The sequence below is a fragment of the Xanthobacter sp. 91 genome (assembly GCF_000702385.1).
In the GTDB taxonomy this organism is placed as follows: Bacteria; Pseudomonadota; Alphaproteobacteria; order Rhizobiales; family Xanthobacteraceae; genus Xanthobacter; species Xanthobacter aminoxidans.
The window spans coordinates 4333605-4354478 of the sequence record NZ_JNIB01000001.1; the positions used below are offsets into that span (position 1 = coordinate 4333605).

A 20874-nucleotide genomic window follows, 5' to 3' on the forward strand; every position below is an offset into this window, starting at 1 on the left:
GGCTGGGATTTGCGCGTGCTTGGGGCTTGCCCGGAGGCCTCCTTGGCGCGTACGTGAAACCTCCTGTTCCGTCCTCCGGCGTCTGGGCGTATCCGTCATGAGTCACGACCTCTTCTTCCCGCTTCCGGAGCCGCTGACCCTCGCGGAAGTGGCAGCCCTCTCAGGAGCGCGGCTTGCCGCTTCGAGCCCCGCGGAGGAGGCTGAGCTCGGTGCCCGGCGCATCAGCGGCCTCGGCACGCTGGAAACCGCCGGCCCGGACGAACTCGCCTTCTGCGATTCCTTCCTGTTCGCGGAGAAGCTCGGCAGCGTGCGCGCCGGCGCGCTCATCACCTCCGATCGCTTTGCCCCCAAGGCGCCGGCCGGCCTGCCCCTGCTGATTGCCCCGCGTCCGGCCGCCGCCTTCCTTGCCGTGTCGCGGCGCATGTTTCCGGCCGCGCTCCGCCCGCTGCCGATCTTCGGCCATGAGGGTGTCGCGCCCGGCGCTCAGGTGCATCCGAAGGCGCGGCTGGAGGATGGGGTGACGGTCGATCCGGGCGCCGTCATCGGCCCCGGCGCCGAGATCGGCGCGGGCACCGTCATCTGCGCCGGCGCCATTGTCGGTCCGAACGTGCGCATCGGCCGCAATTGCGCCATCGGACCCGGTGCCAGCGTCATCCACGCCTATCTGGGCAACGGCGTCATCATCCATGCCGGCGCGCGCATCGGCTCCGACGGCTTCGGCTACCAGCCGAGCCCTGCGGGCCACGTGAAGGTGCCCCAGCTCGGCCGGGTTGTGGTCCAGGACAATGCCGAGATCGGCGCCAACACCACCATCGATCGCGGCGCCATCACCGACACGGTGATCGGCGAGGGCACCAAGATCGACAATCTGGTGCAGATTGCCCACAACGTGGTGATCGGCCGCCATTGCATCGTGGTGTCCCAGACCGGCATCTCGGGCTCCACCACGCTCGGTGATTTCGTGATGCTCGGCGGGCAGGTGGGAGTGGTCGGCCATGTCACCATCGGCACCGGCGCGCAGATCGCTGCTTCCAGCAACGTGAAGGGTGACGTGCCCCCCGGCGTGCGCTGGGGCGGTTCGCCGGCTAAGCCTGTGCGTGAGTGGTTCCGCGAGGTGGCGACGCTCAGGCGCATCGCCGCCGCCGGCGCCCGCCGGGGCAAGGACGACGAGGAAGGGGAAGGACCGCAGGAATGAACGACACCACGCGCGCAGCCGGCGAAGCCGGCGCGGCCCAGGCCGAAGCCCCTAAGGTGCTCGGCAGCGCGGACATCCAGAGGGTGCTCGCCTGCCTGCCGCACCGCTATCCCATCCTGATGGTGGATCGCGTGGAGCAGATCGACGGCGATCTCTCCTGCATCGGCGTCAAGAACGTCACCGCCAACGAGCCGCACTTCCTTGGCCACTTCCCGGGCAATCCGGTGATGCCGGGTGTGCTCATCATCGAGGGCATGGCGCAGACCGCGGGCGTCGTCTGCGTGCTGGGCAAGGAAAACAAGGAGAAGCCCTCGCTGGTCTATTTCATGACCATCGACGAGGCGAAGTTCCGCCGGCCCGTGGTGCCGGGAGATGTGCTCGAATACCACATGACCCGCATCAGCCGCCGCCGCAACATGTGGTGGTACCGAGGCGAGGCCAAGGTGCGCGGCGAGCTGGTGGCCGAGGCCAAAGTCGGCGCGATGATCGTGGAGAACAGCTAGTGGCGAAGATCGATCCCACCGCCCGGGTGGAGAACCCGGCGGGGCTCGCGGATGATGTCGAGATCGGTCCCTATGCCATCCTCGGTCCCGATGTGGTGCTCGAAGCGGGCGTGAAGCTGCACGCCCATGTGGTCATCCAGGGCGTCACCACCATCGGTGCGCGCACGCAGGTCTTCCCCTTCGCCTCGCTCGGCTCCGCGCCCCAGTCGGTGCATTACAAGGGCGAGCCGACGAAGCTCGTCATCGGCACGGATTGCATGCTCCGCGAGCACGCCAGCGCCAGCACGGGCACGGTGGGCGGCGGCGGCATCACGCGCATCGGCAACGGCGTGATGATGATGACGGGCTCCCATGTGGGCCACGACTGCACGGTCGGCAACGGCGTCATCTTCGCCAACAATGCCGTGCTCGGCGGCCATGTGAGCGTCGGGGACTTCACCTTCCTCGGCGGCCAGTGCGCGGTGCACCAGTTCACCCGCATCGGCGCCCAGTGCATGATTTCCGGCCTCACCGGCGTGCGCGAGGACGTGATCCCCTTCGCCAACGTGCTCGGGCAGGCCGGCAAGCTGGTCGGCCTCAACGTGGTGGGCATGAAGCGGCGCGGCTTCACCAAGTCCGACCTGCACGCGGCGCGCGCGGTCTATCGCGACCTCTTCTTTGGCGAGGGCACGTTCGACCAGCGCCTCGACAAGGTGCGGCAGATGGTCGGGGAATCGGCGTTCGCGGCGGCCGTGGTGGCCTTCATCGATGCCGACCGCAAGCGCCCGATCTGCCATCCCGCGCGGGGCGTCATCAAGGAGGATTGAGCCGTGGGCCTGCCGGGGGAAGACGGGCAGGGGCGTGCCGGGGCGGCGCGCCGCCCGGATGCGTCCGGCCCCTGTGCGGCGCAGAAGCGGACCCCGCTCGGCATTGTCGCCGGCAGCGGCGCCTTTCCTGCTGCGGTTGCGGAAGCGGCCTGGGCAGAGGGCCGCGAGGTCGTGCTGCTCCTCATCCAGGGGTTTGCCGATCCGGCGCTGGAGCGCTATCCGCACCGCTGGTTCCGGCTTGGCTCGCTTGGCTCCGTCACAGCCTGGGCGCGAGCGCGCGGGGTGCGCGAGGTGGTGATGGTGGGGGCGCTCACCCGCCCGCGTTTGCGCGACCTCGGCTTCGATTTCACCATGCTGCGGTTGCTGCCGCGCATCGCACGCCTGTTCCGCGGCGGCGACAATCACCTCCTCTCGGGCGTTCTGGGCCTGGTTTCGGAACAGGGCTTCACCCTGGTCGGCGCGCACGAGGTAGCCCCGCGCCTGCTGCTGCCGCAGGGCGTGCTGGGCGCGCGCACACCCAGCGAGACCCAGCAGGCGGATATCGCGCGTGGTCTGGATGTCATCCGCGCCCTCGGCCCATTCGACGTGGGGCAGGGGGTGATCGTTGTGGACGGGCTGGTGGCAGCGGTCGAGGCCGCGGAGGGCACCGACCAGATGCTGGCGCGCTACGGCGAGATGCGCCGTTCCGGCCGTCTGCGCTTCGCCGCCGGCAAGGGCGTGCTGGTGAAGGCGCCGAAGCCGGGGCAGGACCGCCGGGTGGATCTGCCCTCCCTCGGCCCGCAGACCGTGACGCGCGCGGCGGAGGTCGGCCTTGCCGGCATCGCTTTCGAGGCGGGCGGGGCCATCGTGCCGGATGCGCAGGCGCTGGTGGAGGCCGCAGACGCGGCCGGCCTGTTCGTCGCCGGCATCGGAGGGCACACCGCGTGACCCCGCAGAACGGCACGCGCTCCCCGAAGGTCTTCATCGTCGCGGGTGAGGAGTCCGGGGACCAGCTGGGCGGCGCGCTGATGGAAGCGCTGGTTGAGGCCGCGCCGGGCGCATCCTTCCGGGGGGTCGGCGGCCGGCGCATGGGCGCGTGCGGGCTCGAAAGCCTCTATCCCATGGAGGACCTGACCGCCATCGGCATCGCCGCCGTGGTCGGGAAGCTCCCCACCATCCTCAGGCGTCTGAAGGAGACGGTGGAGGCTGTGCTGGCCGACCCGCCGGATGTGCTGGTGCTGGTGGATGCGCCGGACTTCACCCACCGCGTGGCGGCGCGGGTGCGGGCGCGCAACCCGAACATTCCCATCGTCAAATATGTCTCGCCCACCGTGTGGATCTGGCGGTCCGGGCGGGCGGCGGCCATGCGGCCCTATGTGGACGCGCTGCTGGCCCTGCTGCCGTTCGAGCCCGAGGTCCATCGCAAGCTGGGTGGGCCGCCCACCTTCTATGTGGGCCATCCCCTGCTGCAGCGGCTGGACGAATTGCGGCCGTCGCCCGCGGAAGCCGAGCGGCGGCGGGCGAAGCCGCCGCTGGTGCTGGTGTTGCCGGGCAGCCGGCGGCGGGAGATTTCGCGCATCGGCGCGGATTTCGGCGCGGCGCTGGCCGAGGTCGGTCGCGCCCACGAGATGGAACTGGTGCTGCCCACCCTGCCGCGGCTGGAGGGGCTGGTGCGCGAGACCATCGCCAGCTGGCCGCTGAAGCCGCGCATCGTGACGAACGAGGCGGAGAAGCTGGAAGCCTTCCGTTCCGCCCACGCCGCGCTCGCCGCCTCCGGCACGGTGACGCTGGAACTGGCGCTGGCGGGCATTCCCCACGTTGCCGCCTACCGCATCGGCTGGCTGGAGGCGCAGATCGGCCGGCGGGTGCTGAAGGGCACGACGGTGATCCTGGCCAATCTGGTGGCGGGGGAGAATGTGGTGCCGGAGTTCCTGCAGGAATATTGCACGGTGCCGGCGCTCGTCGGTGCCCTCGGCAGTCTTCTGGAGGACAGCCCGGCGCGGCAGCGGCAGGAGGCGGCGTTCGCCAGCTTCGACGACATCTTCGGCATCGCCGGCCCAAGCCCCAGCGCGCGCGCGGCCAAGGTGGTACTGCGCCTCGCGCGGGACGGCCGCCCCGGCACCCTGCCGTCACCGGGCTGAAGCGCTGGTGCAGCCACACTGATCCTCAAACGAAAAACGCGGCCCGAAGGCCGCGTTTTCCTTTTTCAGACGATCTCCAGCGCTCACTTGCGCTTGGAGATCACTTGCGCTTGGACATGGCCACGTAGTCGCGCTGGGCGGCGCCGGTGTAGAGCTGGCGGGGACGGCCGATGCGCTGGCTCGGGTCCTCGATCATCTCCTTCCACTGGCCGATCCAGCCCACGGTGCGGGCGAGGGCGAACAGCACGGTGAACATGGTGGTGGGGAAGCCCATCGCCTTGAGGGTGATGCCCGAATAGAAGTCGATGTTCGGGTAGAGCTTCTTCTCGATGAAGTAGTCGTCGTGAAGCGCGATGCGCTCCAGCTCCACGGCCACGTCGAGCAGCGGATCGTCCTTGATGCCGAGCTCGGTCAGCACTTCGTGGCAGGTCTGCTGCATGATCTTGGCGCGCGGGTCGTAGTTCTTGTAGACCCGGTGGCCGAAGCCCATCAGGCGGAAAGGATCGTTCTTGTCCTTCGAGCGCTTGATGTATTCGGGGATGCGGTCCACGGAGCCGATCTCGGCCAGCATCTTGAGGGCCGCCTCGTTGGCGCCGCCGTGGGCGGGGCCCCACAGGCAGGCGATGCCGGCGGCGATGCAGGCGAAGGGGTTGGCGCCGGAAGAGCCTGCGAGGCGCACCGTGGAGGTGGACGCGTTCTGCTCGTGATCGGCGTGGAGGATAAAGATCTTATCCATCGCCTTCGAGAGAATGGGGTTGACCTTGTATTCCTCGCACGGGACAGCGAAGCACATGCGCAGGAAGTTCGACGTATAGTCGATATCGTTCTTCGGATAAACGAACGGCTGGCCGATGGAATACTTGTAGGCCATGGCCGCCAGCGTCGGCATCTTCGCGATCATGCGGATCGATGCGATCAGGCGCTGGGTGGGGTCGGAAATGTCGGTGGAGTCGTGATAGAAGGCCGAGAGCGCGCCGACCGACGCCACCATGATGGCCATCGGGTGGGCGTCGCGGCGGAAGCCCTGGAAGAAGCGGGTCATCTGCTCGTGGACCATCGTGTGATTGGTCACGGACTTGTCGAATTCCGCCTTCTGCGCCGCAGTGGGGAGTTCGCCGTAGAGCAGGAGGTAACAGGTCTCGAGGAAGTCACCGTTCTCGGCGAGCTGCTCGATGGGGTAGCCGCGATAGAGCAGCACGCCTTCGTCGCCGTCGATGTAGGTGATCTTGCTTTCGCAGGAAGCGGTCGAGGTAAAGCCGGGGTCGTAGGTGAACATCCCCGTCTGGCCGTAGAGCTTGGAGATGTCGACCACGTCGGGTCCGATGGAGCCTTCGTGGATCGGAAGGTCCCAGCTCTTCTCCCCCAAGCTTAGCTTGGCCGCTTTTGCCCCGGTGTTGGTGGTGGCGTCCATGGATCCCTCATCCTTTGGGCGGACAGACCCCGTTTTCGGCGGAGGGCCGGAGGTGGCGGTCCGGTCTCCGAGCGGCAAGTCCGTCTCCGCTCCGGCATCTTCGCGAATGCGAAGCCGCCGTCCTGCAGTCCTAAACCCTCCCCAATCCTGCCGCAAGCATGACCATGCTTCATTGGCGGGCAGCGAGGCGTTTCTCTGCAATGGCAAGGTCTTCCGGCGTGTTCACGTTGAAGAATGGGTCATCCGGAAGGCCATCCCACGACACCGTTACGGCATTGAGGGCATCGAGGAGAAGCCCGACTTTCAGCCGTCCCGCCTCAAGGCTTTGCCGCAGCGCGGCGCGAGCCGCTGCCGGCCACAGGGCGATGACGGGATGGCGCTGTCCACCCGATGCCGCGCACACAACGGTGCCGGTTTCCCGGTGCCGCTCCGTCAGCCGGGCGACGAGATCGTGCGGCAGGAACGGCGTGTCGGCGGCGACAGTGACGAGGCTTGAGGCGGGCGCCATCTGCGCCAGATAGTCAAGGCCCGCCAGAACCCCGGCGAGCGGTCCCGGATAGCCTGCGATGGTATCCGGCAGCAGCGGGAGGCCGAATCTCTCATAGGTCCCGGCGGGGGCGTTGGCGTTGATGAGGAGGGGGCCGGCCTGCGGCCTCAGACGTTCGATGACGTGCGCGATGAGGGGCCGGCCTCCCAGCGCCACCAGCGGCTTTTCCGCGACCCCCAGCGCCGGCGCGTTGATCCGCCTGCCGAGGCCCCCGGCGAGGATCAGGGCGGGGGGAGCCGGGGAGGGCGGAGGGGGAGTCGGCTGCTCGGGCATCGCGGCTCAGGACGCCACCGTTCCGGGCGGCGCAGGGGAGGACAAACGAAAACGCCCGGCACGAGGGCCGGGCGTTCGGTTCAGGTCTGCGGCCCCGGTCAGTCCACGACGGCGCGGCGCGCGTTGAGGCCGAGGCGGCGGGGCACCGCCGAGAGCTTGGCGCCGATGGCCCGCCATGTGGCGAAGTCATTGAGGCGCGAGGGCTCGAAGGCGCCGATGATCGCCGCGGCCACGAACGGCAGGCTCTGCACCAGCAGGGCGATGCCATAGAGGTTGATCTCGCGGATATGGCGCCAGTCGTTGGAGGTCTTCACGATGGTGGAGCCCGGCAGGTTGTTCGCCACCAGCATGTAGGTCCCGGCCGCGATCAGCAGGCCACCGATGATGGCTTCCGGCAGGGCCGGGAAGGAGCGGGCCGCGCCGGCGAGCCAGTTGTTGCCCTTGGCGGTACGGGCGAAGGCGAGATCCTTGTAGCGGAACCCGTCGAACACCGCCTTGGCCACCGTGAACTGCACCGCGCTGGCCGCCACCGCCGCGCCGAGCATGCGCATCGGCGTGGTCTCCACCCTGAGGCGGTACAGGCTGATGAAGTGCAGCACATACACCAGGAAGGTGATGAGGATGGGCAGCGTCAGCACGTGGGCCGGCACCGAGATGGAGAAGTAGGCGACGAAGGGCACGAACAGCAGCGAGGCAACGGCCATGAAGGCGCCCACCGATTCCGAGCCGAGCCAGGAAATCCAGCCGAGCACGAAGTGCCGCTTCTGCGCCGTGGTCAGGCGGGAATTGCCCGGCAGGAACCGGCGCCAGTGCTTCTTGATGATCTGGAAGCCGCCGTAGGCCCAACGGTGACGCTGCTTCTTGAAGGCCTCGAACGAGTCGGGCAGCAGGCCATAGCCGTAGCGCTTGCGGGTGTAGTGGGTCTTCCAGCCGTTCTCGGCGATGGACAGGCCGAGGTCGGTGTCCTCGCAGATGGTGTCGGACGACCAGTTGCCAGCCTCCACCATGGCCGCGCGGCGGATGAGGCACATGGTGCCGTGGACGACGATGGCGTCGTCCTCGTTGCGTTGCACCATGCCGATGTCGAAGAAGCCGGCATATTCGGCGTTCATCGCTTCGTGCAGCGGGCTGCGATGGGCATCGCGGTGATCCTGCGGCGCCTGGACGAGACCGACGGTCGGATCGTCGAAGGCGGGCACGAGGTCCTTCAGCCAGTCGGGCGTCACCACATAGTCGGCGTCGATGACGCCGATGATCTCGGCATCGGGGGCCGTCGCATCGAGGGCGATGCGCAGGGCACCGGCCTTGAAGCCCGCCACCTTCTCGGCGTTGATGAACTTGATGTGGTCGCCGAGCGTGGCGCAGTGGGCGCGCACCGGCTCCACCATCGCCGGGTCCGGCGTATTGTTGACGATGATGATCGCCTCGTAGTTGGGATACTCCAGCCGGGCGAGGGCATCGATGGTCTGGATCAGCATCTCCGGCGGCTCGCGATAGGCGGGCACGTGGATGGAGACCTTGGGGAAGCGCGAGGGCGCGGCGTGCTTCTGCTCTTCCACGAGGCGCTTGGGACCGCTGCCGAAGGCCACCGCCGCCAGTTCCTCGATGCGATAGAGCAGGACGAACACCAGCGGCACCAGCATCACGACGCTGAGGGCAAGGGTGAGGTAGTCACCGCCGCTAACGTAATGGTTGAGCCAGTAGTCCACCACTAGCGCCAGCCATGCTGCGACGCCGTTGGCCGAGGCGGCCAGCACGAGGCCCTGCGTCACGGTGAGGTCACGCATGCGCAGCAGCGGCAGGGTGAAGAGCACGCCCAAGAGCAGCGCCAGGATGGCGGTCTGGTTGTAGGTCTTCTCGAAGATCGGGCCGGTGAGGGGGAACTTCAGGGTGCGGTCCGCATCGAACACGCCCCAGTACTGACCCACCGAGCCTTCGTTCTGCTTCTTGGGCAGGTCGAAGGCCTCGATGATGTTGTACTCGATGCCCAGCGCGTCGGCGCGGGCGACGAAATTGCGGATGATCTTGGCCTGCTCCATGGGATCAGGCACGGAGGCGCCGCGGTTGTAGCCGTGCGAGGGCCAGCCGAACTCGCCGATCACGATGCGCTTGCCGGGGTAGGCGGCGCGCAGTCGGTTGTAGGCGTTGATGGCGTAGTCGACCACCTGGTCGGCCGGCACCTCCTCCCAGTATGGCAGGATGTGGGCGAGGATGAAGTCCACCGAAGCCACCAGCTCCGGCGCGTCGGGCTCCAGCCAAGTGTTCCAGATCTCGCCCGTACTCACTGGCACGTTGACCTGCCGCTTGACCTTGCGGATGACGGCGGCGAGTTCCGACTTTGACATGTCCCCGCGCAGGACGGTCTCGTTGCCGACGATCACCGCGTTCACGTTGCGGTTCTGGCGGGCGACCTTGACCACGTTCTCGATCTCGCGGTCGTTGCCTTCCTTGACCGTGAGCGGTTCGCCGGTCTTCGGGTTAAGCACAATCTGGCCGGTCGTCTTGTCGACGACGTTGATGAGCTTACCGGTATCCTTGTAAATTTCCCGGTTGAGCCAAGCGCCGGCGGTCACACGCAGGCCCTGCTCCCCTGCGATGGGGGCAATCAGTTCCTTGCCATTGGTGGAGGAATAGGTGCGCACGCCGCGGCTGTAGGGTGCGACCACCGCCATGTCCGAGCGCACCTGCGCCTCGGTGGTGGGTGCATCTCCCTCAGGGCTCATGTTGCGCGCAAAGGGCGCGAACGACAGGCTCTGAAAGCGGTCCGGGATGTTCGGAGCGCTCGCCTCAGGACGCATGGAAAGCCACATCGCGGCGTGGAACGAGGTCACAACCGCAATGACCGCTGCCGCAGCAGCAAGACCGGGACGCATGGCGATGCCCACCCATAGGGGAAGTCGGAACCCAACGCTGGCTTAAGGCACAGGTTCCAGAGGACGTTTCCGGGAATTACGCGAACGGATCGGGGCACCTTTTCGACCTGCCCCCAGATCGGCACCGCAGCGTTAATGGTAAATTTACGCTGCAATGCATCGAGACACTAACACTCTCACGCAGAGAGATAAATCCCGATCGTGGCGCCTCTTCGACGCCGCTGCGTCAGCCGGGTGTCTGCGCAATGATCTAATTATTGCGCAGCGCCAGGGGCAGCGGGGGTGGTGCCCTGGGTTGCGCCGGCTGCGGGGGCCGGTGCCGCGGCGACGTAATCCGGGTTCACCCAGCACTGCTGGGCCCGTGTGTCCACCCGATCGCGCGCCTTGGTGTCGATCTTGCCCTGCCGCACGAGGCAGCGGACCGCGAGCTTGAGATGTTCGGTGGGGCAGCCGAAGCGCTCGTAGAACTCGAGGTGTCGGCGAGCGGTGTCCACGTCGTCGTCCCAGATCCGTGCGGCGATCCGCCGCCCGGTGAAGACGCATTCGGGCAGGCCGGCCGCGCCGGGCAACTTTGCCGCCTCGTTGAACTCCTCAACCGAGCGGCGCTGCTCGGCTGCGGCCTTCTGCTCGGGGGGCAGCTCCGCCGGCGGCTTCTGGTCGGCCGGCTGGGTCTGGGCCGAGGCCGGCGAGAGGCACGCGAAAACGATTGCGGCCGCGAGCAGCGGGAGGCGGTAGGGGTGCATGAGGATCATGATCTCGAGAAAATGGTCGGCGGGCGCCGCGCCCGACACCCTAGGAGAAGGGAGAGAATTTGTCAGCATGACGGCGCGTCCTTCAGCACATGTCGTATGGAGAGCGTGGCTTTCGCCTACCGTCCGCCATGGTCGAGGCGGAGGCTTCACACCGCCCGCCCAAGGCTCTATGTGGCGCGGGGAACACCTTCACCTCTGGAGACGAGATGCCTTCCTCCATGCGGCTGCCTCTGGTGCTGGCGCTCCTGGTCTGCGGCGTCATCGCCGGCCTGTGGACCTATCTCGGACGTCCGGTGGACATGCCCCCGTCGCCACTGGCCGCGGGCGAGAAGCTGCCCTGCGTTTCCTATGCCCCGTTCCGTGATGGCCAGTCGCCGTTCCAGAAGGGGTTGGTGATTCCCGAGGCCCAGATCGAGGAGGATTTCGTCCGCCTCGCGCAGATCACGTCCTGCGTGCGCACCTATTCCATCGAGATGGGCCTCGACAAGGCGCCGGCGCTGGCCCGCAAGCACGGCCTCACCATGCTTCTCGGCATCTGGCTGGGGCCGGATGCGAACCGCAACCGCATCGAGCTTGAGACCGGCATCCGCCTCGCGAAAGAAAATCCGGACGTGGTTAAGGCCGTCGTCGTCGGCAACGAGGTGCTGCTGCGCGGTGAGATGTCGGCGACCGAACTTGCCAACGTGCTCGCCCGCGTGAAGCGCGAGGTTGGCGCCGTGCCCGTCACCTATGCCGACGTGTGGGAGTTCTGGGAGCGCAACAAGGGCCTCACCGAGAACTTGGATTTCGTCACCATCCACATCCTGCCCTATTGGGAGGACCTGCCGGTCTCCGCCGAGGACGCCGGCCCGCATGTGGACGAGATCCGCCAGCGCATGGCCGAGGCCTTTCCCGGCAAGGAGATCCTCATCGGCGAGACCGGCTGGCCCAGTTCCGGCCGCATGCGCGAGGATGCGCTGCCCTCGCCCGCCAATCAGGCGCGGGTGATGCACGACGTGGTGGCGCTGGCCAAGCGCCAAGGCTACCGGGTCAACGTCATCGAGGCCTTCGACCAGCCGTGGAAGCGGCGCAGCGAGGGCACGGTGGGCGGCCACTGGGGCGTGATCGACGCCGACACGCGCCTGCCCAAGTTCGCCTGGGGCCAGCCGGTGGAGGATTTCCCGGGCTGGCGCATGCATATCGCCGTCGGTCTGCTGTCTGTCGTCGCAGTGTTCGGTTCGGCCCTCGCTGCCGCCCGCCGCCGCGAGGAGCCGGTGCGGCCGATGGAATGGTACGCCATCGCCGCCATCGCCCTGTTCGGCGGGGCGACGCTCGGCGCTGCGCTCTCGGCGCTGCCGCTGGAAAGCCTCGGCTTCGTCGGCTGGCTGCGCAACGGGCTCATCCTCGCCGCCGCCGTCGCGGCCATGGTGACGATGCCGGCCGTGATCATACGCGGGCAGGGGCTCGCCCCCTTCTCGGTGGCGCTCGATTCCCGCCGCTGGACGGCGACCTCGGGTGCCGCCGTCGCGGCCGCTGCGGTGCTGGCGCTGGCCACGATCGCGGTGGGATCGGTGGCGTTCGAGCTGGTGTTCGATCCGCGCTACAAGGATTTCCCGGTGTTCCCGCTCACCGCGCTGGTGGCGGCGGTCGCGGCGCCCCTGCTCGTGCGGCGGGCGGATCGCGACGGCGCGGGCCTTGCCGAGCTGATCGCCATGTGGGGCCTGCTGGTCGCCGGCCTCTATGTGCCGCTCAACGAGACGCTCGCCAACTGGCAGGCGGCCTGGTTCGGCGCGCTCTGCCTCGTCATGGCCTTCACGCTGTGGCGGGTCCAGGCCGTGCAAAGGAGAGGATGAGCATCATCGCCGCCAGTGCACCGGCGACCTCGTTGTGAAAGACGAGGGCGAAGCTCGCGAACACCATGCCCACCGAGAAGGTGGCGAGGCCCGGTGCCAGAAGCTGGATCAGCGCCACCACCAGCGCCACGCCGCCGAACACGTTCCACGCCGACAGCGCCAGCACGGCGGCGCGGCCGTAGCAGCCGGCGCTTTCCAGCCCCGCCTCGCAGGCGAGGGAGACGAGGGTCGGCTCCACCACCATGTAGCGCATGTAGAGCGCCCAGCCGACGGCGCCCATGCCGAGCGGAATCATCCAGTTGAGCGTGCGCGGTCCCGGGCGGAAGAGCGGGCGCTCGGAATAGGGCAGGGTGTTCATCTGACGATATCTCCGGCAGGCCGGGGTGTTCATAGTGACATGGAGACCGCCCGGTCCAGCGAAAAGGGGTGATGTCCCGCGGAAGGCTTCACAAACGCCGCAGGGATCACTAGACGCAGCGGGAGGGGCCTGCCCCTTCGTCGTCGCGCGAAGCGGCCGGCCCCCAGCCATCCCCAGACCCCGTGCCCTGCTTCCGCACCGGAGGCGGGCGCCCATCCCGCCTGACCCACCGGGAGGAGCCTATGCGCGACGATGCTGATCCGGCCGCCGCCGAGGCTGCCGACCCGGCCGGTGCTGCGCTCGTGCCTCTCACGGTGCGCGACGAGGAGGGCAATCTCTCGGACGCCTTCCGCAGCCGGGTTGAGGAGGCCATCTCCGCCCGCGACGTGGACGCGCTGAAGGCGCTCGCGAGCGATCTGCACGAAGCCGATATGGGCGACCTTATCGAGGAGCTGGACGCCGACGAGCGGCGCCGGCTCATCGAGATGCTGGGGCCGGACTTCGACTTCACCGCCCTGACCGAGCTGGACGAGACCGTCCGCCTCTCCATCCTGCGCAGCCTCTCGCCGCTCACCGTCGCCCGCGGAATGCGCGACCTTGATTCGGACGATGCGGTCTACATCCTCGAGGATCTCGACGAGGATGAGATGGCGGCGGTTCTGGAGCACCTTCCGGCGCCGGAACGGGTCGCCCTGCAGCGCTCCCTCGACTATCCGGAAGAAAGCGCCGGCCGGCGCATGCAGACGGAGTTCATCGCCGTCCCGCCGTTCTGGACCGTCGGCCGCACCATCGACTACATGCGCGAGACCGCCGACCTGCCGGACACCTTCTATGAGGTGTTCATCGTCGACCCCGCCTATCGACTCGTCGGCTCCGTTCCCCTCGACCGGCTGCTGCGCACCCGCCGCCCGGTGCTGATGAGCGCGGTGAAGGCCGAGCAGGCCAAGGTGGTGAAGGCGTCCGAGGACCAGGAGGACGTGGCGCGCATGTTCGAGCGCTACAACCTCGTCTCCGCCCCTGTCGTGGACGATGCCGGGCGGCTCGTGGGCGTCATGACCATCGACGACGTGGTGGACGTGATCCAGGAAGAGGCGGACGAAGACCTGCGCGCCCTCGGCGGCGTGCGCAGCGACGAGGAATTGTCGGACACGGTGGCCTTCACCGCGCGCAGCCGGCTGCCCTGGCTGGTGGTGAATCTGGGCACCGCCTTCGTCTCGGCCTCCATCATCAGCCTGTTCGAGGGCACGATCGAGAAGATGGTGGCGCTTGCCATCCTCATGCCCATCGTCGCCTCCATGGGCGGCAATGCCGGTACCCAGACCATGACGGTGGCGGTGCGCGCCCTCGCCACCAAGGAATTGTCCAGCCACAACGCCCGCCGCATCGTGTTGCGCGAGGTGCTGGTGGGGCTGGTGAACGGCACGACGCTCGCGTGCCTGCTCGGCCTCATCGCCGGCTTCTGGTTCGCCAACGTCCATCTCGGCGTGGTGATTTCCTCGGCGCTGATCCTGAACATGGTCGCCGCCGGCCTGTTCGGCATCCTCATTCCCATCGTCATCGCGAAGCTCAAGCTGGATCCAGCGGTGGCCTCGGGGGTGTTCGTCACCATGGTGACGGACACGGTGGGATTCTTCGCCTTCCTCGGCCTCGCCACATGGTGGTTCGCCACTTGATCGGCCCGGCTTGCATTCGCCTGCGATCTCCTCAACAAGGGTGCGCCCGACGCGGGGCGTCGGCGGGAAGCTGTGAAGGGTGAGCAGGATGCGGAAGACGGCGCAGAAGTTGGCGGCGATGGCAGTGGCCGCAGGGCTCCTCTCGACGGCTCCCGCTCTTGCCGACAAGGCCGCCGCCGAACGCTGCGCGGCCAAGCTTTCCAACGATGCCCGCGCGATCTACGTGGCCAGTGCGCCCCTGCTGGTGAAGGGCGCCGATGGCCGTGCGGTCGTCACCGAGCAGACCCGCTCGCTGGTGCTCTCCGGCAAGGTGAGCCACCTCACCGCCGCTCAATCGGCTCAGGCGGCCGCCGACTGTCTGGTCCTGCGCTGAGGCATCTCGGAACCGGGCGCGGCGCCGTGTTCGGTTGCCTCGCCCGCGCGGCTTCACTATAGACGAAACGGGCTGCCCGGCAGGGGCTGTCCGGCATTCTGACGGGTTCGAACCATGGTCGCTCGCATCTACAAGCCGTCGCGCAACGCCATGCAGTCCGGCGTGGCGAAGACCAAGCACTGGGTGCTCGATTACGAGCCGGAGCATGCGCGCCGCGTGGAGCCCCTGATGGGCTACACCTCCTCGGCCGACATGCGCAGCCAGATCCACCTGTCCTTTGAGACGAAGGAAGAAGCGGTGGCCTACTGCGAGAAGCGGGGCATCCCGTACCGCGTGTACGAGCCGCATGAGGCCGGGCGCCGCCGCATGGCCTATTCCGACAATTTCGCCTTCAATCGCAACGGCCAGTGGACCCACTGAGCCGGCCGCGTCCCGATCCCCACCGGGAAAGGCGCTTCCGCTGTGCGGCCGCCCGCCGTAAAAGGCGGATCGGGGCCCCGTAGCTCAGCTGGATAGAGCAAGTGCCTTCTAAGCACTAGGTCGCAGGTTCGAGCCCTGCCGGGGTCGCCATGCTTGTATTTTTCTCCTTATAATCCAAGTCGTTAGTGGTTAAGGTGTCTAGCCTCGGGTACGGGTTGGACACTTTCTCGTTCCCCCTCCATTCCGTAGGCCGATGCCATGGCCTGTTCGGTGAGGCGCACTTGGCTGGGCGTCACGTTCCGCTTCGGCGTGGACATCCGCGGGCTGAGGCGCGCGTCGGGCAAGGTGACGGCGGTCGAGACCGGAACGGGTGACATTGCCGGCGCTCTCTTCATCGCCGCGCCTGCCGGCTTAGGCCGCGAGCGCCTGCCGTGCCAGCGCCGCCCAATAGGCCGGGCCGATGGCGAGCGCGTCGTCGTTGAAATCGTAGGCGGGATTGTGCAGCGGCTTCGAGGGGCGCGTACCATCCACACCGAGCCAGACATAGGCGCCGGGACACGCCTGAAGCATGTAGGCGAAGTCCTCCGCCGCCATGGACGGTTCCACGTCGCCCACCCTGCGCGTGATGGCGGGCACATGAGCCCCGGCCGCCAGTGCCACGGGCACCGCATCGGCCCAGTTCACGGTGGCCGGATAGCCTTCAAAATAGTCCAGCTCCGCCTGTGCGCCGTGGCTCGCGGCGATGCCCGGCACCATGCGGGCCATGAGGTCGGCGATGGTCCGGCGCTCCGTTTCCCCGAGGCAGCGCACCGTGCCGCGCAGGGTGACAAGATCGGGGACGACGTTCCAGGCGTCGCCGCCGTGCATCTGCGTCACGCTCACCACCGCCGGGGCGAGGGGAGAGAGGCGGCGGCTGACGATGGTTTGAAGCGCGAGAACAATTTCAGCCGCCGCCGTGCACGGATCGATGCCCAGATGCGGCATGGCGGCATGGGTGCCCGCGCCGCGGACACGGATCTCGAACGTGTCCATGGAGGCCATGATGGCGCCGGGCCGCGTCGCCAGCGTGCCGAGCGGCAGCCCCGGCCAATTGTGCAGGCCCCACACGCTCTTGCAGGGAAAGGCGGTGAACAGGCCATCCTCGACCATCCGCCGCCCACCGCCCGCGCATTCTTCGGCCGGCTGGAAGATGAAATGTACCGTGCCGGTGAAATCCCGATCCGCCGCCAGCAGATGCGCCGCGCCGAGCAGCATGGCCACATGCCCGTCATGGCCGCAGGCATGCATGGTGCCGGGTGTGCGCGAGGCATAAGCGACGCCGCTCGCCTCGAGGATCGGCAGCGCGTCCATGTCCGCCCGAAGGCCGATGGCCGGGCCGCCGCCGCGATGGAGCGTGCCCACCACCCCGGTGCCGGCGAGGCCGGTGGTCACCTTGAGGCCGAGGGCTGCCAGCTCGCGCGCCACCACGTCCGCGGTGCGGGTCTCCTCGAACGCGAGTTCGGGAAAGGCATGCAGGTCATGCCTGAGGGCGACGAGGCGGGCTGCGAGGTCCGGGGGGACATGGGTGGTCATGGCGTGCTCGGGGTGGGGGGATATGGCGACAAGGCCCGTGCTCATGCACGGGCCTTGCCGGTGATCGGGATGCGCGGCGGATCAGACCGGCGGGTGCATGAAGAACTGCGCGATGAGCGCCGCACCGAGGAAGGTGCCGGCATTGGCCATCAGCGACACCACCACGATGCGCCAGCCGAGGCGGCGGAAGGTCGGAACGTCCTTGGCGATGGACAGGCCCGCGAAGGCGAGGATGGGGGTTGCGAGGGCGAGGAAGTTGATCTTGCCCGTGAGCGCCGCCACATCGACCGCGACCGGCCCGCCCGGATAGGTCAGCGCCATGCCGATGGCAGAGACCCACACCACCGCCGGCAGGCGACGGCCGGTGACCCCGTAGAGGCCGTAGCCCGCCATCACCACGCCGAGGATGATGGCCATGCCTGCCACCACGTTGCCGTCCACCGGGGTCTTGTAGGTGATGGCGTTGCCGATGAGGCCATAGGCGCCGATCAGCACCCAGCCGGCGACGATGGCGAGGACGCTGAGCTTCATCTCCGCGTGCGGCGCCTCGACCGGAGCGGCATCGGCGGGGATGGCGGCTTTGCGGCTGCGGCCGAGGATGGGCTCCAGCTTGCTGTAGGCCCAGAGTGTGAAGGGCAGCGAGAGGAACAGGGTGAAATAGGTGCCGATGGTGGTGGTGATGAGGTTGCTGGCCGCCGCGAAGGTGGCCACGTCCTTCGCCATCTCCGGCGTCTGCTGCGCGGCGATGGCGCCGGAGGCGGCGGCCATCATGCTGCCGGAGCCGACTCCCGCGCCCATGGCCAGCGCCAGCGGGTTGAAGATGTTCAGGCTGGCGATGAAGCTCGCGAGGATGGCGATGAACACCGCGCCGAACACGGTGCCGGTGATGTATTCCGCCAGCACGCCGCGTCCCTCCGGGCTATCCATGCCGAAGCGCTCGCCGATGATGGCGAGGCTCGGCTCGCGCCCCACCGAGAAGGTGGCGCCGATGGCTTCGCGCTTGATGCCGAGCAGCAGCGCCACCGGCAGGCCGAACACCATGGTGCCGAAGAAGTGGCCGAACTCCTGGAACACCAGCGACCAGCCGGCCGACAGGATCTTCGGCACCGAGCCGCCCACCAGAAGGCCGAGCTTGGCGATGAAGATGAGCAGCGTCGGCTGCAGGAAGGCGGAGGCGAGCCGCTGCTCGCTGACCGACATCTTCAGCACACCTGGCATGCGGGGGGCGGCAAGGCCCAGGGCGGCGCCGCACAGCAACGCCCACAGCAGCGGCAGCAGCACGATCTTGTTGGAGCCGAGGGGAATGGTGACGTTGCCGATGGTCTCGGCGATGACCACCGCCGCGAGCGCGAACAGGAACAGGCGCACCGGCCCTGCGATGCCCAGCCCTTCGTGCCCTGCATCCGCAGGCGCAAATCCGTTGTCCTGTAGTCCTAAGCCCTTGCTCATGGTGATCCCCTGTGCCTGCGCGGCCGTGTCTGGAAAGGTCGGTGTTTTTCTTGGGTGCTTTTCTTGGATGTTTTTCTTGGATGTTTTTCTTGGATGTTTTTCTTGGATGTTTTTCTTGGATGTTTTTCTTGGATCTCGCGGGCCACGGCGGCAGGGGCCGCCGTGGCATGGTGTCGGTGAGGGCACCGGGACGTCGGGCGGGCGTCAGCCCACGTAGCCGAAGGCGACGCCGGGCGTGCGCGCGGTTTCCACCCACACGCTCTTGGTCTGGGTGTAGGCCATCAGTGCCTCGCGGCCGGACGAGCGGCCGAAGCCGGAGCGGCCGAAGCCGCCGAAGGGCGAGGCCACGTTGATGGTCTTGTAGCCGTTGACCCAGAAGGTGCCGGCCCGCACCTCGGCGGCCACCCGGTGGGCGCGGCCCACATCCTGCGTCCACACCGCGCCGGCCAGGCCGTAGGGGGTCGCGTTGGCGATGGCGATGGCCTCTTCTTCCGTGTCGAAGGGCAGTACCGCCAGCACCGGGCCGAACACTTCCTCGCGGGCGATGTCGGCGGCCGGCGTCACCCCGTCCACGATGGTGGGGGCATAGAAGAAGCCGCCGGTCTCGCGCAGGGCATCGGGGCAGGCGCCGCCGGCCGCGAGCTGGCCGCCCGCCGCCACCGCCGCATCCACCATGCCGGAGATCTTGTCCAGTTGGCGCCGGTTGTTGATGGGGCCGATCTGGGTCGCCGGATCGGTGGGCAGGCCGGTGGGAATGCGGCGCGCGGCCTCGGAGAGGCGGGCGACGAACTCGCCATGGAGGGCGCGCTGCACCAGCAGGCGCGAGCCGGCCACGCAGCTCTGCCCGGCGCCGCCGAAGATGGCGGCCAGTGCACCGAGAAGAGCGCGGGAGATGTCAGCGTCCGCGAACACGATATTGGCGGACTTGCCACCCAGCTCCAGCACGCTCGGCACGATGTTGCGGGCCGCCTCGGCGGCGATGCGCGACCCGGCTTCCGCCGAGCCGACGAACACCACGAGGCCGGTCTGGGCATGGGCCACGGCCGCAGCACCGGTGGTGGGGCCGTTGCCGGCGAGCACGCTGACGAGGCCGGCCGGCACGCCTTCCGCGCGAGCGCACAGCATGCCGAGGGCGAGCGAGGTCAGGGGGGTCAGCTCGGACGGCTTCAGCACCACCGCGTTTCCGGCGCAGATGGCGGGCGCGATCTGCCAGCCGGCAGTGAATATGGGCGCGTTCCAGGGCGTGATCTGCACCACGGTCCCGATGGGCTCGTGCCGGGTGTAGTTGAGGTGGGAGGTGGGAACCGGGATCACCTCGCCGTGGAGCTTGTCGCACCAGCCGGCATAATACTCGAACATCTCCGCCACCTTGGCGACCTCGCCGCGGGTGTCGCGGATGGGCTTGCCGGCGGAGAGGGTCTCCAGCTCCGCCAGCGCCTCGGCGTTCTGGCGCACCAGGCGGGCGATCTCCCACATGGCACGGCCGCGCGCGGCGGCGGTCATCTTCCACCACGCCGCCTGCCCGGCGCGGGCGGCATCCATGGCGGCGTCGACGACGCTTTGACCGGCATCGGCATAGCTGGCGATGACGCGGCCGTCGGCGGGATTGGTGAGATCGAGCGCGGCGCCGGTGCCGGGCAGAACCTCGCCGGCGACGACGCTGCCGATGCGCCCGTCAGGCAGGAAGCCGCCGAGAAGTGCGGCGACGCGCGGGGCCGCCGGAGAGTGGGGAGTGTCGAGCATCAGACGGCGTCCTTCGTGCGGTAGTCGGCCATGCGGGTGAAGTCGGCCGTGTCGGGAATGGTGTCGCGGGTGGCGCCCCAGATGTCGCCGGCATGGGCGCAGAGCGGCAGGTCCACGGCGCTTTCCGAAGCCAGCTCCAGGGCGAGGCGCACGTCCTTGCGCATCAGCCCGGCGGAGAAGCCGCTGTCGAAGCTGTTGGTGAGGATCCAGCGCGGGAACATCACCTCGCTGACGGCGCTGCGGCCGCTGGCGGTGTTCACCACGGCGATGGCTTCCTGCGCGGAGAGGCCGGCACCCTCGGCGAGCCGCATCGCCTCGCCCATGGTCACGAGATGGGCAGCCACCAGCAGGTTGTTGACGAGCTTGGCGATGTTGCCGGCGCCCGAAGGGCCGACGTGGATTGCCTTGGCGGACATGGCGGAGAGCACCGGAAGCGCGCGAGCGAAGTCCGCCTCGGAACCGCCCACCATCATGGTCAGCGTGCCCTGCGCCGCACCGGACGGACCGCCGCTCACCGGGGCATCGAGCAGGCCGTGGCCGACGGTGGCGAGGCGCTCGGCGAGGCGGCGGCTGGTGCCGGGATCGGAGGTAGAGGTGTCGATGACCACGACCTTGCGGTCGCGCCGGTCAAGAAGTCCGCCGGGCGTCGTCACCACGGCTTCCACGTCGCGCGCCAGAGGGAGGGAGCAGACGATGGCGTCGCTGGTGGCCAGCAGATCGGCGAGGGTGGTGAAGCGGATGCCGGCGTCAGCGGCCGCCTGCGCGCGCGCATCGCTGATGTCGGTGGCACTCACTCTGAAGCCCTTGCCGGCAAGGGTCGCGGCCATGCCGAAGCCCATGTTGCCGAGGCCGATGACGCCGATTGTCTCGATGGTCATGAGAATGTCCGTGGTTAATTTCCACGAGCATCCTCGCGAGGGATCGTTGCCACAAGAATGACTTTTCGCACTCTACGTGCGGAAAAAGGCAACGCT

At 68.2% G+C, this 20874-nt stretch carries 17 protein-coding genes, 1 tRNA gene and 1 pseudogene; 10 read left to right on the plus strand and 9 right to left on the minus strand.

The annotated features are described in order from the left end of the window. The first annotated feature begins 97 nt into the window (after nt 1-97). Genes lpxD through lpxB form a run of 5 tightly spaced genes read left to right on the plus strand, consistent with a single transcriptional unit; the run spans nt 98 to nt 4624 of the window. Complete coding sequence (gene lpxD, locus A37E_RS0120225; protein WP_029558283.1) at nt 98-1195, plus strand: UDP-3-O-(3-hydroxymyristoyl)glucosamine N-acyltransferase; 1098 nt, start codon at nt 98-100, stop codon at nt 1193-1195. Continuing rightward, complete coding sequence (gene fabZ / locus A37E_RS0120230) at nt 1192-1698, plus strand: 3-hydroxyacyl-ACP dehydratase FabZ (protein ID WP_051679217.1); 507 nt, start codon at nt 1192-1194, stop codon at nt 1696-1698. The genes lpxD and fabZ overlap by 4 nt, the downstream gene beginning before the upstream one ends. Further along, nucleotides 1698-2504, plus strand: a complete 807-nt coding sequence (gene lpxA / locus A37E_RS0120235) for an acyl-ACP--UDP-N-acetylglucosamine O-acyltransferase (protein WP_029558285.1) — start codon at nt 1698-1700, stop codon at nt 2502-2504. The genes fabZ and lpxA overlap by 1 nt, the downstream gene beginning before the upstream one ends. 3 nt (nt 2505-2507) lie before the next feature. Next, the gene (lpxI, locus tag A37E_RS0120240; RefSeq protein WP_029558286.1) at nt 2508-3431 is read left to right on the plus strand and encodes a UDP-2,3-diacylglucosamine diphosphatase LpxI; all 924 of its coding nucleotides are present in this window, start codon (nt 2508-2510) and stop codon (nt 3429-3431) included. Beyond that, on the plus strand, nt 3428-4624 hold the full coding sequence (lpxB, locus tag A37E_RS0120245) for a lipid-A-disaccharide synthase (protein WP_029558287.1): 1197 nt from the start codon (nt 3428-3430) through the stop codon (nt 4622-4624). Before lpxI ends, lpxB begins: the two co-directional genes overlap by 4 nt. A gap of 100 nt (nt 4625-4724) precedes the next feature. Here the strand turns inward: lpxB and gltA are convergent, their stop codons facing one another. The 4 genes from gltA to A37E_RS25520 all read right to left on the minus strand — a co-directional run bounded on the left by gltA (nt 4725) and on the right by A37E_RS25520 (nt 10549). Continuing rightward, complete coding sequence (gene gltA / locus A37E_RS0120250; RefSeq protein ID WP_024279289.1) at nt 4725-6035, minus strand: citrate synthase; 1311 nt, start codon at nt 6033-6035, stop codon at nt 4725-4727. 169 nt (nt 6036-6204) lie between these two features. Further along, entirely contained in the window at nt 6205-6855 is a 651-nt protein-coding gene (gene mobA, locus A37E_RS0120255) for a molybdenum cofactor guanylyltransferase MobA (RefSeq protein WP_029558289.1), read from the minus strand. 98 nt (nt 6856-6953) lie between these two features. Continuing rightward, on the minus strand, nt 6954-9578 hold the full coding sequence (locus tag A37E_RS0120260; protein WP_245279389.1) for a glycosyltransferase: 2625 nt from the start codon (nt 9576-9578) through the stop codon (nt 6954-6956). Between the two features lie 404 nt (nt 9579-9982). Further along, entirely contained in the window at nt 9983-10549 is a 567-nt protein-coding gene (locus tag A37E_RS25520; RefSeq protein WP_245279390.1) for a hypothetical protein, read from the minus strand. A gap of 137 nt (nt 10550-10686) precedes the next feature. On the opposite strand from A37E_RS25520, the gene A37E_RS0120270 reads away from it, so the two are divergent. Continuing rightward, a complete protein-coding gene (locus A37E_RS0120270) occupies nt 10687-12312 on the plus strand; it encodes a glycosyl hydrolase family 17 protein (RefSeq protein ID WP_197023019.1) in 1626 nt (541 codons plus the stop codon). On the opposite strand, the gene A37E_RS0120275 is transcribed toward A37E_RS0120270, so the two are convergent. Then, the gene (locus tag A37E_RS0120275; protein WP_024279284.1) at nt 12272-12670 is read right to left on the minus strand and encodes a hypothetical protein; all 399 of its coding nucleotides are present in this window, start codon (nt 12668-12670) and stop codon (nt 12272-12274) included. The two genes, A37E_RS0120270 and A37E_RS0120275, sit on opposite strands and share 41 nt — an antisense overlap. A gap of 242 nt (nt 12671-12912) precedes the next feature. Between A37E_RS0120275 and mgtE the strand changes: the two genes are divergently transcribed. The 4 genes from mgtE (at nt 12913) to A37E_RS0120295 (ending at nt 15286) form a co-directional block, all read left to right on the plus strand. Next, nucleotides 12913-14343, plus strand: coding sequence for a magnesium transporter (mgtE, locus tag A37E_RS0120280; RefSeq protein WP_029558293.1), 1431 nt, complete (start codon nt 12913-12915; stop codon nt 14341-14343). A gap of 118 nt (nt 14344-14461) precedes the next feature. Further along, nucleotides 14462-14716: a hypothetical protein gene (locus A37E_RS0120285; protein WP_024279282.1), complete on the plus strand. Its 255-nt coding sequence runs from the start codon at nt 14462-14464 to the stop codon at nt 14714-14716. Between the two features lie 114 nt (nt 14717-14830). Beyond that, complete coding sequence (locus A37E_RS0120290; protein WP_029558294.1) at nt 14831-15136, plus strand: ETC complex I subunit; 306 nt, start codon at nt 14831-14833, stop codon at nt 15134-15136. Between the two features lie 73 nt (nt 15137-15209). Further along, a tRNA-Arg gene (locus tag A37E_RS0120295) sits at nt 15210-15286 on the plus strand. Nucleotides 15287-15547: 261 nt separating this feature from the next. Here A37E_RS0120295 and A37E_RS0120300 read toward each other — a convergent pair. The 4 genes and pseudogenes from A37E_RS0120300 to A37E_RS0120315 form a co-directional block, all read right to left on the minus strand. After that, nucleotides 15548-16708 (minus strand): M20 aminoacylase family protein, encoded by a 1161-nt coding sequence (locus tag A37E_RS0120300; RefSeq protein WP_029558295.1) that lies wholly within the window; start codon nt 16706-16708, stop codon nt 15548-15550. Between the two features lie 81 nt (nt 16709-16789). Next, nucleotides 16790-18157: a DUF3100 domain-containing protein gene (locus tag A37E_RS0120305; protein WP_081837703.1), complete on the minus strand. Its 1368-nt coding sequence runs from the start codon at nt 18155-18157 to the stop codon at nt 16790-16792. Nucleotides 18158-18361: 204 nt separating this feature from the next. After that, nucleotides 18362-19900: an aldehyde dehydrogenase family protein gene (locus A37E_RS0120310; protein WP_029558297.1), complete on the minus strand. Its 1539-nt coding sequence runs from the start codon at nt 19898-19900 to the stop codon at nt 18362-18364. Beyond that, nucleotides 19900-20787 (minus strand): annotated as a pseudogene (locus A37E_RS0120315) (NAD(P)-dependent oxidoreductase); the annotation flags it as partial. The pseudogene A37E_RS0120315 and the gene A37E_RS0120310, both read right to left, overlap by 1 nt. Between the last annotated feature and the right edge of the window lie 87 nt (nt 20788-20874).